The sequence below is a fragment of the Massilia sp. genome, assembly GCF_031995545.1.
Classification (GTDB): Bacteria; Pseudomonadota; Gammaproteobacteria; order Burkholderiales; family Burkholderiaceae_D; genus Telluria.
This window is the reverse complement of the sequence record NZ_DAMAGA010000011.1, coordinates 19,580-41,180: the sequence shown is the minus strand read 5'-3', so window position 1 is coordinate 41,180 and position 21,601 is coordinate 19,580. Positions and strand designations below refer to the sequence as shown.

The window sequence follows — 21,601 nt, the reverse complement described above, 5'->3', positions numbered from 1 at the left end:
CGTCTACTCTCCCGTTTCATAAGGCAGCACCAGGTCCACCCTGAACCCATCGTCGCTTCTGGTCCAATGCACGCCGGCTTCAATGCCGTAGGCCGCCGCCAGGCGCTGGCGCACGTTGACCAGACCGATCCCTTTGCCCTGCACCGGCGATCTGGCATCGCAGCCGGCCTGGGAGTCGACATCGTTTTCGACGCTGATGCGCAGCTGCGACCCGGCACGCTCGGCGCGCAGCCGCACCGCGCCCCCTTCGAGCAGGCCGCCGATGCCGTGCTTGACCGCGTTTTCCACCAGCGGCTGCAGGATCATCGGCGGCAGCAGGACGCGCTCGGCGTCAGGGCCGATCCGTTCTTCGAACGCGAGGCGCGGCCCGAAGCGTACCGCCTCAATCGCGATAAAGCGCCGCACCAGCTCGACCTCGTCCAGCAGCGTCACCTTGCGGTGCGCTTCCAGTCCCAGCGTCTGGCGAAAGAAGCCGGCCAGCTGCAGCGTCATGGCGCGCGCCGCGGCCGCGTCGATCGCAGTCAGCGCGCTGATCGAATTGAGGCTGTTGAACAGGAAGTGCGGATCGATCTGGGTGCGCAGCATGCGCAGCTCGGCCTCCTGCGCCAGCAGGCGCGCCTCCAGCTCGCTGCGTTCCAGGCCGCGGGCGCGCTCGAATTCCATCGCCAGGTAGTGCGCCGCCGCGCTCACCCCGTACAGCAGCACCCCGATCCCGAACATCACCGCTATCAAAGGGCGCGACATCGTCACGTTCTGCGCGTGCGGCACCAGCCATGTGCACAGCGCCGCCCAGGCGCTGCCGGCCGCGCACCACAGGAGGGACGCGGTGACGGCGCTGGCGCAGAACACGCCCAGTATCGCCGGCAAGGGCTTGCGCGCCAACGGAAACGCGCGGCACAGGTAATAGGCGGAGAAGCCACACACGCTGGCATACATCAGCACCAGCGGCAACGCGAACACCAGGCCGGCGCCGAAACTGCCGCCATCAAGGGCGCCGAGCAGGCCCGCCAGCATCAGTCCCAGCATCAGCCAGGCCGCCAGGTACAGCGCCGCGCTGCGCCGGCCCCAGGCGCCCGCTCCCATCAGCGATGCTCCATCAGCGCTGCCCCATCAGTTCCGCACCTCGACCCCGCCCATGATCGCGTAGCCGCGCACGATCAGGCGCTTGCCGTTGTGCGGCGGGGCGATGGTCTTTTCTTCGAACGCGCCCAGGATCGGCGTGCCTTCCAGGATCACGGTCCAATCGGGTGGCACCTTGAGCGTCAGCCCGCCCCAGAACGCGAACACGCTGACGGTCGCCTCGTCCTGGATCGACGCCGTGCGCAGGTCGAGCGCGCAGCCGCCCATGATCGCCGTGACTTCGGCGCCGCGAAAGTCCTGGCTGGCGACGCGGCGCTCGAAGCCGCCCAGCACCGCCACCACATCCAGCACGCTGTCGGTCGGCGCGCCATCCTTGAGCGGCATGCCATGCAGCGTGCGGCGCCCGCGCAGCGACTTGGCCACCAGGTACACGCCAAACCCGATCAGCGCCAGCGGCCACACGGTACGCCAGTCGAAATCGATCACGTCCATCCGGTGCAGCATCATCAGCACACCGACGCCGACCAGCGCACCGCCCATCAGCAGACCGCCCTGGGTGCGGGTATCGCACAGCTTGACGGTGCCTGCGACCACGAACACCATCGGCCAGAACGAAAAGGCGCGGTGCATGTCTAGGATGCCCAGGTTATCGAGCAGGAACAGCAGCCCCATGCCGATCACCAGCACGCCGAGCACCACCTGGCTGCCCACGCCGCGCGGCTGCAGATCATTTTTCATGGCGGCTCTCCAGGTGACTCGCGGCCCGGTTGCTGTCGTAGCGGCGCGCGATGAAGGGGTCGAGCACCAGCTTGACGCCCCACATCAGGATGAACAGCGGCCAGCTGTTGCGGAAGGTGAGTCCGAAGGCGTTCTCGAACACGGCGAACAGCCACAGGCCGGTGAACACGGTCCACAAGCCGTTGCCAAATTCTTTCGGACTCGGATAGCCGATGGTCTGGGCCACCCCGATCACCACCAGCAGCAGCGGCGCGTAGTGCCAGTAGTCCTGGGCGTCGATGTGGCCCAGGCGGTCCAGCAGCACCACCGTGCCCAGGATGATCAGCGCCAGGCCCCACAGCACCTGCTTGCGCCAGCGGTATGCATCGTCGGTATTCATTGATTCGGCTCCATCGGTGATTGAACGTCGGTACAGGAGCAACGATAACAAGAACCGCGGCCGGAGCAAAACCGCTTTTCGGCGAACGGCGGGCGGCGGGCGGCGAATGGCGAAAAAAGTGGAACGGAACGCGCAGACGTCGGCCCGCGACGCGATCAGCCGCGGCACAGGGACGTAAAAAAGCCCGCCTCGGGGGGCGGGCTTTTTCGCTGCGCGAAGCGCGATCAGGCGGCGACGGCCTGTGCCTCGTCGCGTGCGCGCATGCCTTTCGGCTGGTTGCGGTACTTGGCGCGCGCTTCCGCCTGGCGGATCGCTTCGCGGGCGACGTTGGTGCGCTTGATTTCCTGGCGTTCTTTCTTGCCGCGGTGTTGTGCGATGTGCTTGCTGCCGATCTTGCTGGTCATGGATGTCTCCTTGGGTTGAGGCTTGCCGGGTGGCGCCAGGCTGGCGCGCTGCGGCGGATGATGGGCCGGTTGGTGAACCGGCTCGCGTGTTGGATCAGATGCGGGATCAGGTGCGGTTGGTACCCATCTTGAGATCGGCCGGCATCAGCATGCCCCATCCAAGCTGGCGCCGGATCTCCTCGGGCGTCGGAGGCGGTGCGCTGGCACGGGCGCGCCGTTCGAGGTAGGCGCGAACCAGCTGCTTGGGTGCTTGCTTCACTTTTGACATGGCAACCTCCGCTTCCGATACGGACCGCCGTTCCAGCGACAGGCAACGGCGGCCCTGAATTGGTGCCGGTCCTCGAGGCGACCGGCTAACCTGTTGAGATAGTTGGAATGCGCCGAATCGAATCGCGCGTTCCTCACTCAGACAGGTGAATCATACCGAGCCGTACGGATCTTCACCGTTAGGTGCCGCACACTATGGCGACACGTCTCATGTTCGACCCGCTACTGCATTGATTGCGTCGCCGCTTCGCGCTTGATTTGACGCGGGCTACGGCATTTTCTTGATGGCCCACATGCGTGCATTACGCGCATAGTGCTGTGATGTTTGCTTTGCCTGACCCTCACTGCGCGTCGTCGCCGTCATCGCGCTGTCGATGCCTGGAACGACCTTCGGATTAACCCGGACGCATCGGCCGTCCATGCGTTCGTCAAAGCAGCAGTCGAGTGGGATTGATGATCCGTACGTCGTTCGTGAGCCGACGCTTGCGGTTCGTCCCGCAAGGCCCTCCATTCGGCCTGTCAAGACCGGGCGATCTTCGCCTGCGGCATGGCCCGCTGTCCGCCCATCGCATCAAAGTGGGCCACTTTTCAAAGCCCCGGTTTCTCCCATAAAGAAATAACCGCTTAAAAATAATTATTTAAATCTATTTCCATTACTCATCCATTCCAAACTTAGATAAGACGAAGTCCATCCCGATCCCGATTCGCCGTTGAGTGACCTCAAATCGATTATTCAATCACGGACAGATAATAAACTTATAAATGATCGGCCAATCCAATCAGCGCGTTATTTCGTCCCACTATTTTCACCAAAGTCGCTGAGTCATGCTTTGATTCAATTGCTGCGTACATTACGACTCATTACAGGCGTTTATTTATTTTCAGGACAAACAGCAAGCACCCCTGGTCTCCCGATAAGCCGATCGCCATGTCAATTCAACGCCTCAGCCTACCCAGACAGCTTTGCGCCCGAATCGTGTCCATGCATCGCACCAGCAAGGTCGGGTTGGCGATACTGGCCGACCTGACCGCCCTGCCCCTGTGTTTTTTAATCGCGATGATATTGCGTGGCGGCGATTTACAGCTAGCAAAACAATTCGATGCGGCATCGTACATGCTGGTCGCCGTATTAACTATCGGCGCATTCTGGCTATCCGATTTATACCGCGCCGTCATTCGATATATCGATCATCGCCTGCTGATGCTGACCGGCCTGGCATTGGCGATCGCGGTACTCGGCGCTTATCTGACCCTGGTATTGGTCGATGAAGCGCGTTTCCCGCGCAGTGCCCTCGCCATTTACTGGTTTATCGCCTTTTCCTACGTGGTGGTGTCGCGTATCGGCGCGCGCAATCTGCTGCGCAGCCAACGCCCTCCGTGCGCCACCAATTCATTGGCGGTCGCCATCTATGGCGCCGGCGAGGCCGGCGCGCGCCTGGCCCAGACCATGCGCGATGGCGACGAATACCGTCCGCTATGCTTCTTCGACGACAAGCGCGCGCTCACCGACCGCACCGTCGCCGGCCTGCGCGTCTTCCACACCGCGCGCCTGCTCGAACTGGTGGCGGCACTGCGCATCCGCACCGTGGTCATCGCCCTGCCCAGCGTCGCCCCCGAACGCCTGCGCGAGCTGATGCAGCGCCTCGGTCAGGCCGGCGTACCGACCCGCATCCTGACGCGCCTGGTCGACCTGGGCGACGACAAGTCCGCGCCGCGCGAAACCATCCGCGAACTGAAATTCGAAGACCTGCTCGGACGCCCGCCGGTGCCGCCGCGGCTCGACCTGTTCGCCCGCTGCGTGCGCGGCAAGGGCGTGCTGGTGACCGGGGCCGGCGGCTCCATCGGCAGCGAACTTTGCCGCCAGATCGCGACCCTCGGTCCGGCGCGCCTGCACCTGCTCGATCACTCCGAGTACGCGCTCTACACCATCCGCCAGGAGCTGGCCGCGCGCTTTCCCGAGCTGCCCCTGCATGCCCATCTGGGCTCGGTCTGCAACGCCGACCTGGTCGAGCGGGTGCTGGGCGGCGGCCAGGTCGACACCATCTACCACGCGGCCGCCTACAAGCATGTGCCGCTGGTCGAATCGAACATTGTCGAAGGCCTGCGCAACAACGTGCTGGGCACTCAGGTCGTGGCCTCGGCCGCGGCGCGCCACCGCGTAGCGACCTGCGTGCTGATCTCGAGCGACAAGGCGGTACGCCCGACCAACATCATGGGTGCCAGCAAGCGCATCGCCGAACTGATCTTCCAGGCGGCGGCCGCACGCGGCGGCGACACCACCTTCTGCATGGTCCGCTTCGGCAATGTGCTTGGTTCCTCGGGCTCGGTGATCCCGCTGTTCCAGCGCCAGATCGCGCGCGGCGGCCCGGTCACCATCACCCATCCCGAAGTGTCGCGCTACTTCATGCTGATCCCCGAGGCGGCCCAGCTGGTGATCCAGGCCGGTGCCATGGCCAAGGGCGGCGATGTGTTCGTGCTCGACATGGGCGAGCCGGTACGCATCGTCGACTTGGCGCGCACCATGATCGCCATGCACGGCTTGACCGAACGCACCCCACAGCAGCCGCGCGGCGACATCGACATCGAATACGTGGGCCTATTCCCCGGCGAAAAGCTGCACGAGGAACTGCTCACCGACGGCACCGTGTTCCCGAGCGAGCACCCGCGCATCATGCGCATGAAAGAAAGCGCACTGCGCCCGAGCGTACTGGAGACCTGCATCACCTGTCTGATGATGGCGTGCGAGACGCATGAACGCGGCACCATCGAATCGATGGTCAAGGCGATCGTGTCCGAATACGTGCCCTCGCCGCTGCCACCGGTCGTGCAACCGGCGCTGCCGGAGCCGGAGCCCGCGGGCCTGATCCGCAAGCTCGTGCCATTCCGGATCCAGACGTGAACACCGGCGCCCCTCCCGGCTTGTGGCCGCAATCGCAGGCGGGCGCATCGCGTCGCCCGGTCCTGCGGCAGTCGGGGCGCCACTAACGGCACATATCACCAACTTCACGCTTCAACGCAACACGCAGGACAGCAACAGACCTACCGCAGCACGCTTCACCGCATTCGACACACCGCAAGCAGCACCGTATTCATCACCGTACAACCCGAGGAAAACCATGCGAGACGAGAATCAATCAGTTCACCTGGAGCAGCTGCTGTCCCGGCTGCGCGAGCGCCAAGCCGTGATCGGCATCGTCGGTCTCGGCTACGTCGGCCTGCCGCTGGCGTTGCGCTATGCCGCCGCGGGCTTTCGCGTGCTCGGGATCGACATCGACGCCGACAAGGTCGCCCGCCTCAACCGCGGCGACAGCTATATGCAGCACATCGGCGCCGCCGACATCGACGCCGCGCGCGCCGCCGGCTTCAGCGCCAGCACCGATTTCCAGCGCGCCGAAGAACTCGACGCCCTGGTGATCTGCGTCCCCACCCCGCTCACCGCCTACCGCGAACCCGACCTGTCCTACGTGCTCGGCACCGTCGACTCGCTGCTGCCGTACATGCGTCCGGGCCAGCTGCTGTCGCTGGAAAGCACCACCTACCCTGGCACCACCGAGGAAGAACTGCGTCCGCGCCTGGAAGCGCGCGGCCTGCGCGTCGGCCACGACGTGTTCCTGGTGTTTTCGCCCGAGCGCGAAGATCCGGGCAACCCCAATTATCACACCCGCACCATCCCGAAAGTGTGCGGCGGCTCCACCGAAGCCTGCCTGGAAGCCGGCCTCGCGCTGTACCGGCCGGCAATCGACACCGTGGTGCCGGTCAGCTCGACCCGCGCCGCCGAACTGACCAAGCTGCTCGAGAACATCCACCGCGCCGTCAATATCGGCCTGGTCAACGAGATGAAGATCATCGCCGACCGCATGGGCATCGACATCCACGAGGTGATCCGCGCCGCCGCCACCAAGCCGTTCGGCTTCACTCCCTACTATCCTGGCCCCGGCCTGGGCGGACACTGCATCCCGATCGATCCGTTCTACCTCACCTGGAAGGCACGCCAGTACGGCCTGCATACCCGCTTCATCGAGCTGGCCGGCGAGATCAACAGCGACATGCCGCACTGGGTGGTAAGCAAGGTGGCCGACGCCCTCAACAACCGCGGCCGCGCCGTGATGGGCAGCCGCATCCTGGTGCTGGGCATCGCCTACAAGAAGGACGTCGAGGACATGCGCGAATCGCCCTCGGTGGCCCTGATGGAGCTGCTGCGCGCGCGCGGCGCTACGGTCGACTATTCCGACCCGCACGTGCCGATCTTCCCGCGCATGCGCGAACACCGCTTCGAGCTGTCCAGCGTCACGCTGGCGCCGGCCACGATCGCGTCCTATGACGTGGTGCTGCTGGCCACCAGCCACAGCGCCTTCGACTACGACCTGATCCAGCAATACGCCAACCTGATCGTCGACACCCGCGGCGTGTATCCGCCGCGGCTGCCGAACGTGGTCTCCGCTTGAGCGAAGGCATCCATGCTCCACTATCCTCCTCCCATCCTCGACCGCAAGATCCGGTTCGCCCTGGTCGGCTGCGGGCGCATCGCACGCAACCACATGAACGCGATCCGCGATCATGCCGAACGCTGCGAGCTGGTGGGCGTGTGCGACATCGATCCGCGCGCCCTCGACGAAGCCGCCGGCAACACCGGCGCCCGTCCCTTCGCCAGCCTGGAGCAGATGCTGGCCGGATGCGAGCCTGACGCGGTGGTGCTGGCCACGCCGTCCGGCCTGCACTCGCAGCAGGCGATCCGTATCGCCGCCGCCGGCCGCCACGTGATCACCGAAAAGCCGATGGCCACGCGCTGGGAAGACGGCAAGCGCATGGTGGCGGCGGCCGACGAGGCCGGGGTGCGCCTGTTCGTGGTCAAGCAGAACCGCCGCAACGCCACCCTGCAACTGCTCAAGCGGGCGGTCGAGAAGAAACGCTTCGGACGCATCTACATGGTCAACCTGAACGTGTTCTGGACCCGGCCCGACGCCTACTACCAGAGCGCCAGCTGGCGCGGCACCTGGGAATTCGACGGCGGCGCCTTCATGAATCAGGCCAGCCACTACGTCGACCTGCTGGAATGGATCGTCGGCCCGGTCGAAAGCCTGCAGGCCTATACCGCCACGCTGGCGCGCGACATCGAAGTCGAGGACACCGGCGTGATCAGCCTGCGCTGGCGCAATGGCGCCCTGGGTTCGATGAACGTCACCATGCTCACCTGGCCGCGCAATATGGAAGGGTCGATCACCATCCTGGGAGAGCGCGGCAGCGCCCGCATCGGCGGCGTCGCCGTCAACGAAGTCCAGCAATGGGAATTCGCCCAGCCCGATCCCGACGATGCCCAGGTGGCTCAGGCCAGCTACCAGACCACCTCGGTGTACGGCTTCGGTCACCCGCTGTATTACGACAACGTGATCCGCGTGTTGCGTGGCGAAGCCGAACCCGAGACCGATGGCCGCGAAGGACTCAAGTCGCTCGAGGTGCTGGTGGCCGCCTACCGCTCTGCGCGCGACGGCCGCCGCGTCGCCCTGCCGCTGGAGTATTGACCATGACTTTCACGCCTCAATCCTTGACGCCGGGCGCCAGCCAGACTGCAGATCCCTCCGCCGGCGTGACCGCGAGCACGGACGCGGTGACGGCGGGCGCCGCGGTCTGGTCTGCACCGCCGGCCGTGATCCACCCCAGCGCCATCGTCGATGACGGAGCCGAACTCGGCCCGGACACGCGCGTCTGGCACTTCGCCCACGTGTGCGCCGGGGCGCGCATCGGCGCCTACTGCTCGCTCGGCCAGAACGTCTTCGTCGGAAACGATGTGCGCCTCGGCAATCAGGTCAAGGTCCAGAACAATGTCTCGATCTACGACGCGGTGACGCTCGAGGATGAAGTATTCTGCGGCCCCAGCATGGTGTTCACCAATGTCTATAACCCGCGCGCTGCGGTGCCGCGCAAGCACGAATACCGGCGCACGCTGGTACGGCGCGGCGCCAGCATCGGCGCCAACGCTACCATCGTGTGCGGGGTGACGATCGGTGAATACGCCTTCATTGCCGCCGGCGCCGTGGTCAATCGCGACGTCGCTCCCTATGCCCTGATAGCCGGCGTGCCGGCGCGTCACATCGGCTGGATCAGCCGCACGGGCGCGCGCCTTGCCCTGCCCCTGAGCGGCAACGGCGAAGCGCGCTGTCCCGACACCGGCGAATTCTATGTGCTGCACGACGGCGTTTGCAGTCTGGCCGAGGCCTCGTTCGACGCGGCACGCGGCGCGGCGGACAAGGCGTCACGGGCGCCGGCCGCTCCCGCCCGTGAAGATAGTCCCGGCTTAGAGTCCAGCGCCGGAAGCGGCATCCGCCCCAGCGCTGGCGCCAGTTCCAGTTCCAGTTCCAGTTCCGGTCCCGGTTCCGGTTCCGGTTCCAGCAGTTGCATCAGCCGGAACATCGGCGCCGATGCAGACAACGCATCCGACCGCGCCGCGGGCGCCGCCGACACCGACACCGACACGGACACCGCCGCCGACGCCGACGCCGACGCCGATACCGCCCGAGGATAAGCCATGGAATTCATCGACCTCAAATCGCAATACCTGGCTTCGCGCGAGCTGATCAACGCGCGCATCCAGGCCGTGCTCGACCATGGTCAATACATCATGGGGCCCGAGGTCGCCGAACTGGAGCAGCATCTGGCCGCCTGGACCGGCGCGCGCCACTGCATCACCGTGTCCTCCGGCACCGAAGCACTGGTGATCTCCCTGATGGCGCTCGGGGTCAAGCCCGGCGACGAAGTGATCACCACGCCGTTCTCCTTCATCGCCACTGCCGAAGCGGTGCTGCTGGTCGGCGCCACCCCGGTGTTCGTCGACGTCGAATCCGCCACCGGCAACATCGACGCGCGCCTAATCGCCGAACGCATCACGCCGCGTACGCGCGCCATCATCCCGGTCTCCCTGTACGGCCAGCCGGCCGACATGGACAGCATCAACGCCCTGGCCGAACGCCATGGGCTGGCCGTGATCGAGGATGCGGCGCAGAGCTTCGGCGCCAGCTATCGCGGCCGCAAGAGCTGCGCGCTGTCGACGATCGGCTGCACCAGCTTCTTCCCGAGCAAGCCGCTCGGCTGCTACGGCGACGGCGGAGCCCTGTTTACCGACGACGCGGACCTGGCGCGGGCCATGCGCGAAATCCGGGTCCATGGCCAGTCGCGCCGCTACGTCCACACCCGCCTGGGCGTGGGCGGACGTATGGACACCCTGCAGTGTGCGGTCGTGCTAGCCAAGCTGGAAAGCTTCGAATGGGAGCTGGAACAGCGCCGGCGCGCCGCCGCCGATTACGACGCGCTGCTGCTTCACCAACTGCCGGCACTGGCGGTGCGCCACGACCGCACCAGCGCCTATGCGCAGTACACGGTGCTGGTGGACGATCGCGAGCGCGTGCGCGCCGAGCTCGACGCCGCCGGCATCCCGACCGCAGTGCATTATCCGCTGCCGATCCACCAACAGCCCGCCTACACCCACCTGGCGCGCGGCGAATCGTATCCAGTGGCAGAAGCGCTGTCGCGCACCGTACTCAGCCTGCCGATGAGCCCTTTCCTGAGCCGCGCCGACGCGGAGCAGGTCGTACAGGCGCTGCTGCGGGCTTGCCATCGCACCGGCGACGAATCCGCAGCGGCGCCGGACTCGACCAGCACGCCGGCCGACAGTCAGCCCGGCGCCGCGCGCAATCCCTGTGCGGCGTCGGCAATCTTCGCTTCCAGCCCATGAAGCAATTGCCGCAGTTCTGGCGCCAGGTCGTAACCGTCCTCGGCGGCGCGGTCGGCGCGCAAGCCCTGCCGCTGCTGGCGGCGCCGCTGCTCACGCGCATGTGCACGCCTGAGGAAATGGGCGCCTACAGCGTTTGGCTCGGCGTCATCGCCCTGAGCGCGATCGGCGCCACCCTGCGCATGGAAGCGGCGATGATCCTCGACCACGAAGCCGAACACCAGCGTACCTGTTTTCGCGTCGTGTTCTACAGCGCCACCATTACCGCCCTGCTGCTGACCCTCGGTGCCGCCCTGGCACGCCTGGCCGGCTTCGCCCCCGCGCTGCACCTGCCCTGGGCAGCGCTGCTGACCCTCGGCGCCGGCGCCTGGCTCACCGCCTGCATGCAGACCACCTATGCCTATGCCACTTCGCACAACGCCTTCGGCAAGGCGGCGCGCGCCAAGGTCACCACCTCGGCCACCATCGTCCTGACCCAGCTGGCGCTGCTGTACGCCGGCATGGGCGGCGCCGGTCTGGTCGCCGGTCACCTGGCCGGCCTGGTCGCCGGCTACGCCACGGCGCGCTGGCTGCTGCATCCGCCACCGGCGCCGATCGGCTGGTTGCCGGATGTGTTCCAGCGCGCTTATCTGCGCCGCCACCAGGCTTTCTGGCGCTTCTCCCTGCCCTCGAACCTGCTCAATGGCGCGGTCAGCCAGTTGCCGCTGTTCCTGATCGGTATCCGCCACGGGGCCCTGGCCGCGGGCCTGTACGCGCTGACCCAGCGCGTGTTGTCGGCACCGGTGTCGCTGCTGGCGGCATCGGTGCTGGAAGTGTTCAAGCGCGAATCGGTTCTCGAATTCCGCGCACATGGCAACTGCAACCGCGCCTACCGGCACACTTTCAAGGCGCTGCTGCTGCTCGGCACCGGTCCTGCGTTGCTGTTGCTGCTGTTCGCGCCGCCCCTGTTTGCCGCCGTGTTCGGCGCATCCTGGCGCGCAGCGGGCGAACTGGCCCAGCTGATGGCACCGCTGTTCCTGCTGAACTTCATCGCCAGTCCGCTCAGCTACGTGTTCTTCGTCGCCGGGCGTCAGAAAGCCGACCTGCTGTGGCAGGTGACGCTGTTCGCGAGCACGCTCACCGCCTTCCTGCTGCCCGGCAGCGTCAAGCAAAACGTCCTGTGGTACGTGATCGGCTACTCGAGCCTGTACCTGGTCTATCTGCACATGTCCTGGAACTGTTCACGCAACCGATTGGCGGCGGCATGAACACGCCCAACCATACGCCGCAATCGGGGCAGCACCCCGGGCCGCACGGACCGCCACACGAACTCCCATCCGGGATCAAATCGGTCGCGCCGCCGGGGTGGCCAGGAGTGTGGCAGGAGCCGATGCCCGGGCTGCCGTGGCCCGGCACGCCTCAGGGTGCCCGTCAAGGCGCGGCCCGCCAGCGGCGCGAACAGTGGCTGATGATCGGCTGTTTCTTCATGCTGTTCCCAGGCTTTTTCTTCTATCACACGCTGCTCGGTACCGGCACCACCGGCGCATTCCTGGGAGGCTATTTTGCGCCGGTGGCCCTGGTGTTCGCCATGCCGATGATGCTGGTGTACCTGGGTCGCATGCGGCGTGATGCCGCACGCCTGACCATGGTCGACCTCCATTACGGCCTGTTTTTCGCCTACTTCCTCGGCGTGGTCGGGGTCAACGCCGCAGGTGGCGCCAACCTTGCCATCGTCGCCTATCACGTGCTGGCGATCCTGTTCATGGTGCTGGTCTACGTCATGTTCTGCTTCATCGATTTCGACAGCCGCCGCTTCCGTGTCGTCGGGCTGCTCAGCCTGTGCGCCATGTCGGCCATCGTGTTTTCGTATTCCGTCGACGGCGTGTTCTATCTGGGCGCGCTCGGCATTGCCAAGGACAGCAATGCGCTCGCTACTTACCAGGGCTTCTCGCGCTCTTATCTGTTCACCTATCTGGCGGTGGTCAGTTTCACCCGCAGCCTGCCGCTGCGCCTGGTGCTGCATGCGGTTGGCGCCGCCACCCTGTTCGTGAATACCGCGCGCAGCGAATTCGTCGCCCTGCTGTTCGCCATTCCGCTGATCGAGCTCTACTACTCGTGCCACAAGCTGTATTTTTTGCTGGCCGGCGTCTGTCTGGCCACCGCGATCGGTCTGCACCTCGACCAGATCCTGGCCGCACTGCCCTCCAACCGCATCCTGGAGCTGCTCGACCTGTCGCACTCGACGTCGGCCAACAAGCGCCACCAGTTGACGGTGTACGCGATGGAGACCATCGCCGCCCATCCGGTGCTGGGCGACTACGGCAGCTACAAGCCGGGCTACTACTCGCACAACGTGCTCTCGGCCTGGGTCGACCTGGGCCTGTTCGGCATGGTCTACCTGGCGGCGCTGGCGATCGTCCCGATCACGCCGATGTTCTTCCACGAATACTTCGCCGCGCGTGCGCGTCCCCTGTTCCTGCTGGCGTTCGCATTCGCCTGCGTAACCATCCTGTTGCTGCTGTCGTCCCACTACTTCACCGACATGCTGCTCAGCGCCACCCTCGGTGCCTGCAGCCGCTATTCGTACGAGAGGAAACATGCCGCGCATCGTGCACATGACTTCAGCGCATCCGCGCTACGACACCCGGATCTTCGTCAAGCAGTGCCGCACGCTGGCCGCCCATGGCCATGAGGTGAGCCTGGTGGTGGCGGATGGCCGCGGCGACGAAGTGCGCGACAACGTGCGCATCGTCGATGCCTGCCCGCGCGCCGGTCACGTGGCGGACGCCCTGCGCGAGCGTGGTACCGGCACGGTCCCGCACAAGCGTCACGGTCCGCTCGTCACACGCCTGGAACGCATGCTGCTCACCACGCGCAGGGTCGCCGCGCGGGCACTGGCCCTCGAACCCGACGTGGTGCAATTGCACGATCCTGAGCTGCTGCCGGCCGGCTTGCGTCTGCAGCGCGCCGGCATCCACGTCGTTTTCGACGCCCACGAGGACGTGCCGACCCAGTTGCTCGACAAGCCCTATCTGGCGCCGTTCGCGGCGCGCCTGCTGTCCGCCGCCTACGCGCGCTACGAACGTTATGCCTGCGCCCGTCTCGACGGCGTGCTGGCGGCCACGCCGCACATCCGCATGCGGCTGGAAGCGTACAACGCGCGCACGCTGGATGTCGCCAACTATCCGCTGGCGGATGAATTCGTGCCCGCGACGGACGGCGAGCCGGACGGCGAACCAAACGGCGAGCCGCGCCTCGAGGTCTGCTACGTCGGCAGCATATCGGCGATCCGCGGCATCCGCGAACTGGTGCAAGCCTGTGACCTGCTGCGCACGCCGGTCACGCTGGCACTGGCCGGAGGTTTTTCGGAACCCGCGCTGGCGGCTGAAATGGCAGCCCTGCCCGGCTGGGCGCGCGTGCGCCCGCTCGGCCATCTCGACCGCAGCGGCGTGGCCCAGATCATGCGGCGCGCCTGCGCCGGCCTGGTGACGCTGCTACCGACCGCAAGCTACCTCGATGCCCTGCCGGTCAAGATGTTCGAGTACATGGCGGCAGGCATTCCCGTGATCGCCTCGGACTTTCCGCGCTGGCGCGCCATCGTCGAGACCAGCGACTGCGGCCTGTGCGTCGATCCGCGTGACCCGACCGCGATCGCGGCGGCAATTGACCGCCTGGCAGGCGACCCGGAGCTAGCGCGGCGCATGGGCGTCAACGGCAGGCGCGCGGTCGAGCAACGCTACAACTGGCGCCATGAAGCGCAAAAGCTGGTCCGTTTTCATGCCGACCTGTGTCGTCATCCGCTGGCGCATCGCCTCGCGCTTTAAGCGTATGAAAGTTATCGGTGGAAATTAATCTGAATATCAGCGATATCAACCGAACGAAATAAAAGATTCGACACTACCGATCATTTAAGCGAATCAAGGAAGTAATAAGCAAATCACTTTATTGTGGTCAGACGACGCATGAATGGGCAATCACATGTTTTTACAACACTACAATACATTTATTCAAGCCATTAATTTGCCCGTCGCAAAACTGTGTTTTCACGAACATATCGACCCGGACGATATCCGCAATACCTATCGCACGTTCACTCAGCCGCATCCACGCTTTCCCTTCATCCGTGCCAAGACGATCGGCGCCGCACTGATCGACCTGGCGCGCTTCAACGACCGCAATGCGTACCTGGAGCACATCAAAGCCAAGAACCATGGTGGCTACCACGCGAAACGGGCACGCAAGCGCGGTTATGTATTTTCAGAGATCGAGCGCAATAACCATATCGATGAAATTCACGAGATCAATATATCGCTCGACCATCGCCAGGGCCGCCCGATGGATGCCAAGTATATGGAGAAACGCGATGCATTCGAGCGCCGCCCGCATTTTCGGTATTACGGCGTGTTCGATCCAAAAGGAAAACTCGTCGCTTACGCCAATTTGGGCATTTACGGCAATTTCGCCGCTTATTCGCAAATGCTCGGCATCCGTAACAACGACGGCATCATGCACCTGTTGCTGGCCGAGTCGATTTGCCGTCTGATCGACGAAAAACAGGTGCGCTACGTCATGTACGACACCTTTTTTGGCGCCCAGCCGGGCTTGCGGACCTTCAAGACCATCCTCGGCTTCCAGCCTTATCGCGCACGCTATTCATTGCAATGAAAACGCTCCTGAACCGGGTCTATGCCGATTACCTGATGCCCAGCCGCCTCGGCGAGTACGCGGCGCTGCTGCGCGCTGCGGCCGAGGCCGGCTACGCGCAGGTATCGGTGCGCAGCTTTTTCCGCGACCTGAACCGGACAGCGCAACGCGGCCGCACCCTGGTGCACCGGCACGACATCGACAGCGACCTGCGCACGGCGAAGAAAATGTTCGCGATCGAGGCCCGCCATGGCGTCAAGGCCAGCTATTACTTCCGCCTGCGCACACTCGACTACGGCTTCATGCGCGAGATCGAAGCCGCCGGCAGCGAGGCCAGCTACCACTACGAGGAAGTCGCCGACTTCGCCAAACGCCACCGCATCCGCAAGAGCGACGAGCTGCGCCGCCGCTTCCCTGAAATCCGCGAACTGTTCGTGCGCAATATCGGCCAGATCGCTTCGCGCCTGGGCGCGCCACTGGCGACCGTGGCCAGTCACGGCGACTTCGCCAACCGCCGTCTGAAGGTGATTAACCACGAACTGCTGCGCGACGCTTCGCTGCGCGCCCGCTGCGGCATCGAATGCGAGTCCTATGACGTCGAACTATTGCGCGGCTTCGACATGTACATCAGCGACCGCAAGCACCCAGTCTATTACCACCCGATCTCGCCATTCGAAGCGCTCGGGCGCTACGAGCGCATCTGCCTGCTGACCCATCCGGTGCAGTGGGAAACCAACTGGATCGAAAGCACGCGCTGCAACCTGCGCCGTCTACTCGAAGAAATGGCGTGGCGGGTATGAACATCCTCCTGATCAACCACTACGCGGGTTCAGTCCATCACGGCATGGAATACCGCCCGTACTACCTGGCGCGCGAATGGGTGCGCCGCGGCCACCGGGTGTACATCGTTGCCGCCAGCTGCTCCCATCTGCGCCACCAGGCCCCGGACGCCGGCACCAGTTTGCGCACCGAAGAAAATATCGACGGCATCCGCTACATCTGGCTTCGCACGCCACCCTACCGTGGCAATGGCGCGGCACGCGTGCGCAATATGCTCGCCTTCGTCGCGCGCCTGTGGCGCGAAGCGCCGCGTCTGGCGCGCAGCGTGGCGCCGGACGCCGTGATCGCCTCCAGCACCTATCCGCTTGACATCTGGCCGGCGCACCGGATTGCCCGCCTGGCCGGCGCGCGTCTGCTGCACGAAGTACACGACCTGTGGCCGCTGTCGCCGATCGAACTCGGCGGCTATTCGCGCCGCCACCCGTTCATCATGTTATTGCAGGCGGCCGAGAACCACGCCTGCCGCCACGCCGACGCCATCGTCTCGATCCTGCCCAAGGTGCGTGAACACCTGGAAGCGCGCGGCATGGCGCCGCACAAGCTGCACATCATCCCGAACGGCGCCGATCCCGACGAATGGAGAGTTGCGGCCGGACCCGTGGCGGTCGCCGCACCGGTTCCGATGACGCCGACGGCAAACAGCCCAGGTGCGGCAACGTCCACGAGAAGTCGTGTCGCAAAGGCCGATCCGGCAACCACGCCCGCGTTGGTCGGCCTTGCGCTCGAGCGAACACCGGCGCTGGCCGAGTCGTGCAATGCATCAGACTGGCTGCGTGCTGGTTTGGCAGCACGGCCGACACTTACACTCGTCAAGTCCGCTACGTCGCCGGATTCCGACACGCCACGGCCCGGCCCGGATGCGGGTACTGGCAACATGGGGACTGCCAACGCGTTGTCCCGGCCGAATCCAGGGCCTTCCACGTCGGCCGTCGGGCTGGCGGTATCAGGCATCGGCGTGGCCGAGACCGCGCCGGCACTGGCGCGGCAAGCGGCATCATCTCTACCCCAGCTGCCGCCCGAATTGAGCAAGCTGCTGGGACAGCTGCGCGATCAAGGCAAGACGATCGTCGCCTATGCCGGCAGCCACGGTACGGCGAACGCGCTCGACACGCTGCTCGACGCCGCACGCCTGCTTCACGACCAGCCGCTGGCCTTCGTGCTGGTCGGCGCCGGTCCCGAAAAGGAACGGTTGCAGCAGAAAGCGCAGCGGCGTGGGCTGGCACAGGTTTACTTCGCCGCGCCAATCGCCAAGCGCCACATTCCGGCGCTGCTGGCCAATATCGACATCGCCTTCCTCGGCTGGCAACGCCAGCCACTGTACCGCTTCGGCATCGCGCCCAACAAGCTGCTCGACTACATGATGGCGGGCTGCGCGGTGCTGCATGCGGTCGATGCCGGCAACGATCCCGTTGCCGAGGCGGGCTGCGGCGTCAGCGTCGCGCCGGAAGATCCCGTCGCCCTCGCGCAGGGGTTGCTGCGTTTGCTCGAACTCGGCACGCAAGCCCGGCGTGCGATGGGGGCACGCGGCCGCCAATATGCACTCGCCCATTTCACCTATCCGGTGCTGGCGCAGCGCTTTCTCGATGTACTCGCACAGGAGGTTCCCCATGGCTGACCAGGCACTCGCCGATCCCGACGTTCCGGCTGGCGCAGGCAACGTGGCGCCGTTCGACGGCAAAGACGGGCTGACCGAACCTGCTGTGCCAGGGGAGGACGCCGCCGTCATTGTTCACGACGCGCCCAACGCCTGGAGCTGCCGTGACGCCGTGCAGGAAGCAGGTAGCGCCGCGCCCCCCGCCATCGCCAGTCTTGGCGGCAGGACAATGGTCGACGTTGGCGCACTTGCTGACATCGCCAGCGCAGCCCCCCCGGCGAGCTCCGTCAGCAGAACCGAACACGCCGCCAGCGCGGTGGACGCGTCGCCAACCGCATCTCAGGACGACTTCCTGCCCTTCGCCCTGCCCGATATCGGCGAAGAAGAAATCCGCGCGGTCGAGGCCTGCCTGCGCTCCGGCTGGGTAACGACCGGGCCGGTCACCAAGCGCTTCGAGGAAGCGTTCCGCGACTACCTTGGCGCCGGCGTCGAGGCGATCTCGGTCAACTCCGCTACAGCCGGACTGCACCTGGCGCTCGAAAGCCTGGGGATTGATCCCGGCGACGAGGTCATCGTGCCAACCCTGACCTTCACCGCAACCGCCGAAGTGGTGCGCTACCTCGGCGCACGCCCGGTGTTCGTGGATGCCGATCCGCACACGCTGAACCTGGCGCCGGATGCGGTCGCGGCGGCGATCACGCCGCGTACACGCGCCATCGTGCCGGTGCACTACGCCGGCCTGGCCTGCGACATGGCTGCCCTTGGCGCACTGGCCGCGCGCCACGGTCTGCGCGTGGTCGAAGACGCCGCCCACGCCTTCCCGGCACGTTGGGACGGTCGCCTGGTCGGCACGCTCGACAGCGACGTGACGGTATTCAGCTTCTATGCCAACAAGACCATGACCACCGGCGAAGGCGGCATGGTGGTCACACGCGACGCGGCCCTGGCGCAGCGCATCCGCTGCATGCGCCTGCATGGCATCAGCCGCGACGCCTTCGACCGCTATGTCGCGCGCACGCCGTCCTGGTATTACGAAGTGGTCGCGGCCGGCTTCAAGTACAACCTGACCGATATCGCCGCTGCCATTGGCATCGAGCAATTGCGCAAGATCGACCGATTCCACGCGCGCCGCGCCGCGATGGCGGCGCGCTATGACGATGCGCTCGCCGGCCTGCCGCTGCTGCTGCCGGCCCACCCCGGCCCCGGTGCCGCCCACGCCTGGCACCTGTACGTGGTGCGGCTGACCGAAGACGCCGGTGTCAAGCGCGACCAATTGATCCAGCGCCTTTCCGAGCGCGGCATCGGCACCAGCGTGCACTTCATTCCGCTGCACCGTCAGCCCTACTGGCGCGACAGCTGTGGCCTGCGCGCGGCCGACTTCCCGGTCGCCGAGCGCGCCTTCGAGACCATGCTCACCCTGCCGCTGTACACGCGCATGCGCGATGCCGACCAGGAACGGGTGATCGCGGCGCTGCATGACCTGCTGTCATGAGCAAGCGCGGCTTCGACCTGCTGGCGTCGCTGGGCGGCCTGGTGCTGCTGTCTCCGGCGCTGCTCGCGATCGCGCTCTGGATCCGCTGGGATTCGCCCGGTCCGGCGTTGTACCGCCAACAGCGGGTCGGCCGAGGCGGCGTGCTGTTCACGATCTATAAATTCCGCACCATGCACCAACGGCTGGAAGCCGGCGCCGAGCTGACGGTCGGGCACGATCCGCGCGTTACCCGCGCCGGCACGCTGCTGCGGCGCTACAAGCTCGACGAGCTGCCGCAACTGATCAATGTCGTCCGTGGCGACATGAGCCTGGTCGGGCCGCGCCCGGAGGTGCCACGCTACGTGGCCTGCTATCCGGAACCGCTGCGCCGCATGGTACTGTCCGTGGCGCCGGGGATCACCGACTGGGCCTCGATCCTGTACAAGGACGAGAACGCGGTGCTGGCGCGCTCGGCCGATCCGGAGCGCGCCTACATCGACACCGTGCTGCCGGCCAAGCTCGACTATTACGTGCGGTATGTGCGCGAGCGGTCGTTCTGGATCGACCTGCAGATCATCGCGCGCACGCTGGTGGCGATTGTCCGTTAGGCGGTTCGCATGATGCGCATGATCCATCTTGGCGACCTCGAAGTGGCGCTGCCACTTGCGGCCGCGCTGGGCGCATGGCTGGTGGCCGCCGGCGCCTGGCGCACGGCATTGCGCTGGGGTCTGTGTTTCGGTGCCGCGGTGGTGCTGGTCGGCGGCAGCAAGATCGCCTTCCTCGGCTGGGGCACCGGCCTTGCCGCGCTCGAATTCAAGGCGCTCAGCGGCCACGCGACGGTCGTCACCGCCCTGTATCCGATGCTGGCCTGGGTGCTGTTGTACCGGCAAGGCCCTGCCGCATCCCGAGTCGGTCTGGCGACCGGGCTTGGCCTTGGCGCGGTGGTCGCCGCGCTGCTGGTCGTCGAGGGCGAGCACACCGGTGCCGAAGCGCTCGGCGGCTGGCTGCTCGGCGCCGCCGTCAGCCTGGCCGGTATTGCGTTATCACGCGAGCTGCGCACGGCACGCCTGTTGCCCGGGCTGTGGCGGTCGCTACCGGTGTTCGTCGTCGGCGCCTGGCTGATGGAATCCGCGCATGTCGGCTACTGGATGGTCCGGGTGGCCCTGGCGCTGTCGGGCAACAGCCGTCCCCATGCGTGGGATACCTGTAGCTAATTCTTCACCAAAGGAGCAAGAGATGCCTTCCCTATCCCTTCCCACCCTGCGCTGTCGGGCGCAATCGAACCTCAACGAGCACCCACTGCAGTCGCTGGCGCTGTCGCTGCTGCGCGGGCTGGCGGCGCTCGAGGTCGCGGCGGGACACTTGCGCTCCGAAATCTATCCCGGCTTGCGCTCGCTGGCGGATCCGACCTTCGCCTATCAGGTATTCGCCTTCGTCACCGGCTTTGCGCACCAGGCCGTGATCGTGTTCTTTCTGATCAGCGGCTGGCTGGTCGGCGGCAGCCTGCTCAATCGCCTGCACCACCCGCGCGCGCTCGCCAACTACGCGATCGACCGCGTCACGCGCCTGTGGACCGTGCTGCTGCCGACGCTGGTATTGATTCTGCTGATCGGCATGGCGATCGGCGAAGCCCATCCCGGCCAGGTCGACGCTTCGCCCGCCAACAACTATTCGGCGCTGAGTTTCATCGGCAACTTGCTGGGCCTGCAAACGATTCTGGTCCCTAACTTCGGCGGCAACTATGCCTTGTGGAGTCTGACTTACGAAACCTGGTACTACGTCCAGTTTCCGCTGCTGGCGCTGGCCTTGTTCGGGCATGGACGCTGGCGCCGCGCCGGGTGCGCGGCCGCCTTCGTGTTACTGGTCTTCGCGCTGCCGGGCATGATCTCGACCTATTTCATTCTCTGGCTGCTTGGCGCCGCCTTCTCACGTATCGAACTGCATTGCGGGAACGCGATGCGCGCGACGCTGCTGCTGCTGACGGCCATCCTGTTCAGCTATTACCGGCTCACCGGCAGCAACAATGAGCTGGTGCCCGAATCGTTCTGGCAAGACCTGATCTGCAGCATTCCCCTGCTCCTGTTGCTGGCGTCGCTGCATCAGCCGGTCGACACCCGCTCGCCACGCTTCGCGCGCCTCAGCGCCGTGGCCAACTTCTTTTCGGAATTCTCGTTCACGCTGTACGTGATCCACCTGCCGCTGATTTTCCTGCTGCTGCACCTCGGCGCCGAACACTTGGGACGAGGCCAGCTCGATCCGCACGTCACGCTCGACTATCTCTGGTACGGTGCCATCCTGCTGGCATTGGTCGCGATCGCTTACGTTTTCTATCTGCTATTCGAACGCAATACCTTCCGGATTCGCCGCGCACTCAAGAATTGGCTGCTGGCACCGCCGGCGAAACGTCCTGTGGTGACGGTGTTGTCGCCAGATTGAACACAACGGTATCGGGGAGGTCCTGGCATCGGGAGAACGGGTACGT

19 protein-coding genes and 1 pseudogene are annotated in these 21,601 nt (G+C 65.6%); 15 read left to right on the top strand and 5 right to left on the bottom strand.

The genetic code is table 11. The features are described 5' to 3' along the window. Nucleotides 1–3: 3 nt before the first annotated feature. The 5 genes from RTQ83_RS10425 to RTQ83_RS10405 form a co-directional block, all read right to left on the bottom strand. Nucleotides 4–1,083, bottom strand: coding sequence for a histidine kinase (locus RTQ83_RS10425; RefSeq protein WP_312514097.1), 1,080 nt, complete (start codon nucleotides 1,081–1,083; stop codon nucleotides 4–6). 27 nt (nucleotides 1,084–1,110) lie between these two features. After that, nucleotides 1,111–1,818: a LiaI-LiaF-like domain-containing protein gene (locus RTQ83_RS10420; protein WP_312514095.1), complete on the bottom strand. Its 708-nt coding sequence runs from the start codon at nucleotides 1,816–1,818 to the stop codon at nucleotides 1,111–1,113. Beyond that, nucleotides 1,808–2,197: a LiaF transmembrane domain-containing protein gene (locus tag RTQ83_RS10415; RefSeq protein ID WP_312514093.1), complete on the bottom strand. Its 390-nt coding sequence runs from the start codon at nucleotides 2,195–2,197 to the stop codon at nucleotides 1,808–1,810. The genes RTQ83_RS10420 and RTQ83_RS10415 overlap by 11 nt, the downstream gene beginning before the upstream one ends. A gap of 224 nt (nucleotides 2,198–2,421) precedes the next feature. Next, nucleotides 2,422–2,601: a hypothetical protein gene (locus RTQ83_RS10410; RefSeq protein WP_312514092.1), complete on the bottom strand. Its 180-nt coding sequence runs from the start codon at nucleotides 2,599–2,601 to the stop codon at nucleotides 2,422–2,424. Nucleotides 2,602–2,707: 106 nt separating this feature from the next. Then, nucleotides 2,708–2,869: a hypothetical protein gene (locus RTQ83_RS10405; protein ID WP_312514089.1), complete on the bottom strand. Its 162-nt coding sequence runs from the start codon at nucleotides 2,867–2,869 to the stop codon at nucleotides 2,708–2,710. Nucleotides 2,870–3,850: 981 nt separating this feature from the next. Here RTQ83_RS10405 and RTQ83_RS10400 point away from each other — a divergent pair. The 15 genes and pseudogenes from RTQ83_RS10400 to RTQ83_RS10330 all read left to right on the top strand — a co-directional run bounded on the left by RTQ83_RS10400 (nucleotide 3,851) and on the right by RTQ83_RS10330 (nucleotide 21,555). Continuing rightward, a complete protein-coding gene (locus tag RTQ83_RS10400; RefSeq protein ID WP_409456101.1) occupies nucleotides 3,851–5,767 on the top strand; it encodes a polysaccharide biosynthesis protein in 1,917 nt (638 codons plus the stop codon). Nucleotides 5,768–5,984: 217 nt separating this feature from the next. Then, complete coding sequence (locus RTQ83_RS10395) at nucleotides 5,985–7,313, top strand: nucleotide sugar dehydrogenase (protein WP_312514085.1); 1,329 nt, start codon at nucleotides 5,985–5,987, stop codon at nucleotides 7,311–7,313. A 12-nt stretch (nucleotides 7,314–7,325) separates the two neighbouring features. Then, nucleotides 7,326–8,387 carry a Gfo/Idh/MocA family oxidoreductase gene (locus tag RTQ83_RS10390; RefSeq protein ID WP_312514083.1) on the top strand — a complete coding sequence of 354 codons (1,062 nt, stop codon included), beginning with the start codon at nucleotides 7,326–7,328 and terminating at the stop codon, nucleotides 8,385–8,387. A 128-nt stretch (nucleotides 8,388–8,515) separates the two neighbouring features. Continuing rightward, nucleotides 8,516–9,076, top strand: a pseudogene (locus RTQ83_RS10385) (acyltransferase); the annotation flags it as partial. A gap of 315 nt (nucleotides 9,077–9,391) precedes the next feature. Beyond that, on the top strand, nucleotides 9,392–10,594 hold the full coding sequence (locus RTQ83_RS10380; RefSeq protein WP_312514081.1) for a DegT/DnrJ/EryC1/StrS family aminotransferase: 1,203 nt from the start codon (nucleotides 9,392–9,394) through the stop codon (nucleotides 10,592–10,594). Continuing rightward, complete coding sequence (locus tag RTQ83_RS10375; RefSeq protein WP_312514079.1) at nucleotides 10,591–11,838, top strand: oligosaccharide flippase family protein; 1,248 nt, start codon at nucleotides 10,591–10,593, stop codon at nucleotides 11,836–11,838. Before RTQ83_RS10380 ends, RTQ83_RS10375 begins: the two co-directional genes overlap by 4 nt. 200 nt (nucleotides 11,839–12,038) lie before the next feature. Further along, nucleotides 12,039–13,262 (top strand): hypothetical protein, encoded by a 1,224-nt coding sequence (locus RTQ83_RS10370; RefSeq protein ID WP_312514077.1) that lies wholly within the window; start codon nucleotides 12,039–12,041, stop codon nucleotides 13,260–13,262. Beyond that, nucleotides 13,186–14,394 (top strand): glycosyltransferase family 4 protein, encoded by a 1,209-nt coding sequence (locus RTQ83_RS10365; protein WP_312514075.1) that lies wholly within the window; start codon nucleotides 13,186–13,188, stop codon nucleotides 14,392–14,394. Before RTQ83_RS10370 ends, RTQ83_RS10365 begins: the two co-directional genes overlap by 77 nt. 142 nt (nucleotides 14,395–14,536) lie before the next feature. Further along, nucleotides 14,537–15,235, top strand: a complete 699-nt coding sequence (locus tag RTQ83_RS10360) for a hypothetical protein (protein ID WP_312514073.1) — start codon at nucleotides 14,537–14,539, stop codon at nucleotides 15,233–15,235. Further along, complete coding sequence (locus RTQ83_RS10355; RefSeq protein ID WP_312514071.1) at nucleotides 15,232–16,014, top strand: hypothetical protein; 783 nt, start codon at nucleotides 15,232–15,234, stop codon at nucleotides 16,012–16,014. Before RTQ83_RS10360 ends, RTQ83_RS10355 begins: the two co-directional genes overlap by 4 nt. After that, on the top strand, nucleotides 16,011–17,669 hold the full coding sequence (locus RTQ83_RS10350) for a glycosyltransferase (protein WP_312514069.1): 1,659 nt from the start codon (nucleotides 16,011–16,013) through the stop codon (nucleotides 17,667–17,669). The genes RTQ83_RS10355 and RTQ83_RS10350 overlap by 4 nt, the downstream gene beginning before the upstream one ends. A 295-nt stretch (nucleotides 17,670–17,964) precedes the next feature. After that, entirely contained in the window at nucleotides 17,965–19,140 is a 1,176-nt protein-coding gene (locus RTQ83_RS10345) for a DegT/DnrJ/EryC1/StrS family aminotransferase (RefSeq protein ID WP_312514260.1), read from the top strand. Beyond that, complete coding sequence (locus RTQ83_RS10340) at nucleotides 19,137–19,727, top strand: sugar transferase (protein ID WP_312514067.1); 591 nt, start codon at nucleotides 19,137–19,139, stop codon at nucleotides 19,725–19,727. The genes RTQ83_RS10345 and RTQ83_RS10340 overlap by 4 nt, the downstream gene beginning before the upstream one ends. Before the next feature lie 9 nt (nucleotides 19,728–19,736). Further along, a complete protein-coding gene (locus tag RTQ83_RS10335; protein WP_312514065.1) occupies nucleotides 19,737–20,333 on the top strand; it encodes a hypothetical protein in 597 nt (198 codons plus the stop codon). Nucleotides 20,334–20,355: 22 nt separating this feature from the next. Next, nucleotides 20,356–21,555, top strand: a complete 1,200-nt coding sequence (locus tag RTQ83_RS10330) for an acyltransferase family protein (RefSeq protein WP_312514063.1) — start codon at nucleotides 20,356–20,358, stop codon at nucleotides 21,553–21,555. Nucleotides 21,556–21,601: the final 46 nt, after the last annotated feature.

Excerpts from the sequence above, each read along its gene's own strand:
- RTQ83_RS10335 (WP_312514065.1), top strand. The coding sequence starts at position 19,737 with ATGATGCGCATGATCCATCTTGGCGACCTCGAAGTGGCGCTGCCACTT.
- RTQ83_RS10425 (WP_312514097.1), bottom strand. The coding sequence starts at position 1,083 with ATGGGAGCGGGCGCCTGGGGCCGGCGCAGCGCGGCGCTGTACCTGGCG.
- RTQ83_RS10375 (WP_312514079.1), top strand. The coding sequence starts at position 10,591 with ATGAAGCAATTGCCGCAGTTCTGGCGCCAGGTCGTAACCGTCCTCGGC.
- RTQ83_RS10415 (WP_312514093.1), bottom strand. The coding sequence starts at position 2,197 with ATGAATACCGACGATGCATACCGCTGGCGCAAGCAGGTGCTGTGGGGC.
- RTQ83_RS10380 (WP_312514081.1), top strand. The coding sequence starts at position 9,392 with ATGGAATTCATCGACCTCAAATCGCAATACCTGGCTTCGCGCGAGCTG.
- RTQ83_RS10340 (WP_312514067.1), top strand. The coding sequence starts at position 19,137 with ATGAGCAAGCGCGGCTTCGACCTGCTGGCGTCGCTGGGCGGCCTGGTG.
- RTQ83_RS10330 (WP_312514063.1), top strand. The coding sequence starts at position 20,356 with ATGCCTTCCCTATCCCTTCCCACCCTGCGCTGTCGGGCGCAATCGAAC.
- RTQ83_RS10350 (WP_312514069.1), top strand. The coding sequence starts at position 16,011 with ATGAACATCCTCCTGATCAACCACTACGCGGGTTCAGTCCATCACGGC.
- RTQ83_RS10390 (WP_312514083.1), top strand. The coding sequence starts at position 7,326 with ATGCTCCACTATCCTCCTCCCATCCTCGACCGCAAGATCCGGTTCGCC.
- RTQ83_RS10365 (WP_312514075.1), top strand. The coding sequence starts at position 13,186 with ATGACTTCAGCGCATCCGCGCTACGACACCCGGATCTTCGTCAAGCAG.
- RTQ83_RS10355 (WP_312514071.1), top strand. The coding sequence starts at position 15,232 with ATGAAAACGCTCCTGAACCGGGTCTATGCCGATTACCTGATGCCCAGC.
- RTQ83_RS10370 (WP_312514077.1), top strand. The coding sequence starts at position 12,039 with ATGATCGGCTGTTTCTTCATGCTGTTCCCAGGCTTTTTCTTCTATCAC.
- RTQ83_RS10400 (WP_409456101.1), top strand. The coding sequence starts at position 3,851 with ATGCATCGCACCAGCAAGGTCGGGTTGGCGATACTGGCCGACCTGACC.
- RTQ83_RS10420 (WP_312514095.1), bottom strand. The coding sequence starts at position 1,818 with ATGAAAAATGATCTGCAGCCGCGCGGCGTGGGCAGCCAGGTGGTGCTC.
- RTQ83_RS10405 (WP_312514089.1), bottom strand. The coding sequence starts at position 2,869 with ATGTCAAAAGTGAAGCAAGCACCCAAGCAGCTGGTTCGCGCCTACCTC.
- RTQ83_RS10360 (WP_312514073.1), top strand. The coding sequence starts at position 14,537 with ATGGGCAATCACATGTTTTTACAACACTACAATACATTTATTCAAGCC.
- RTQ83_RS10410 (WP_312514092.1), bottom strand. The coding sequence starts at position 2,601 with ATGACCAGCAAGATCGGCAGCAAGCACATCGCACAACACCGCGGCAAG.
- RTQ83_RS10395 (WP_312514085.1), top strand. The coding sequence starts at position 5,985 with ATGCGAGACGAGAATCAATCAGTTCACCTGGAGCAGCTGCTGTCCCGG.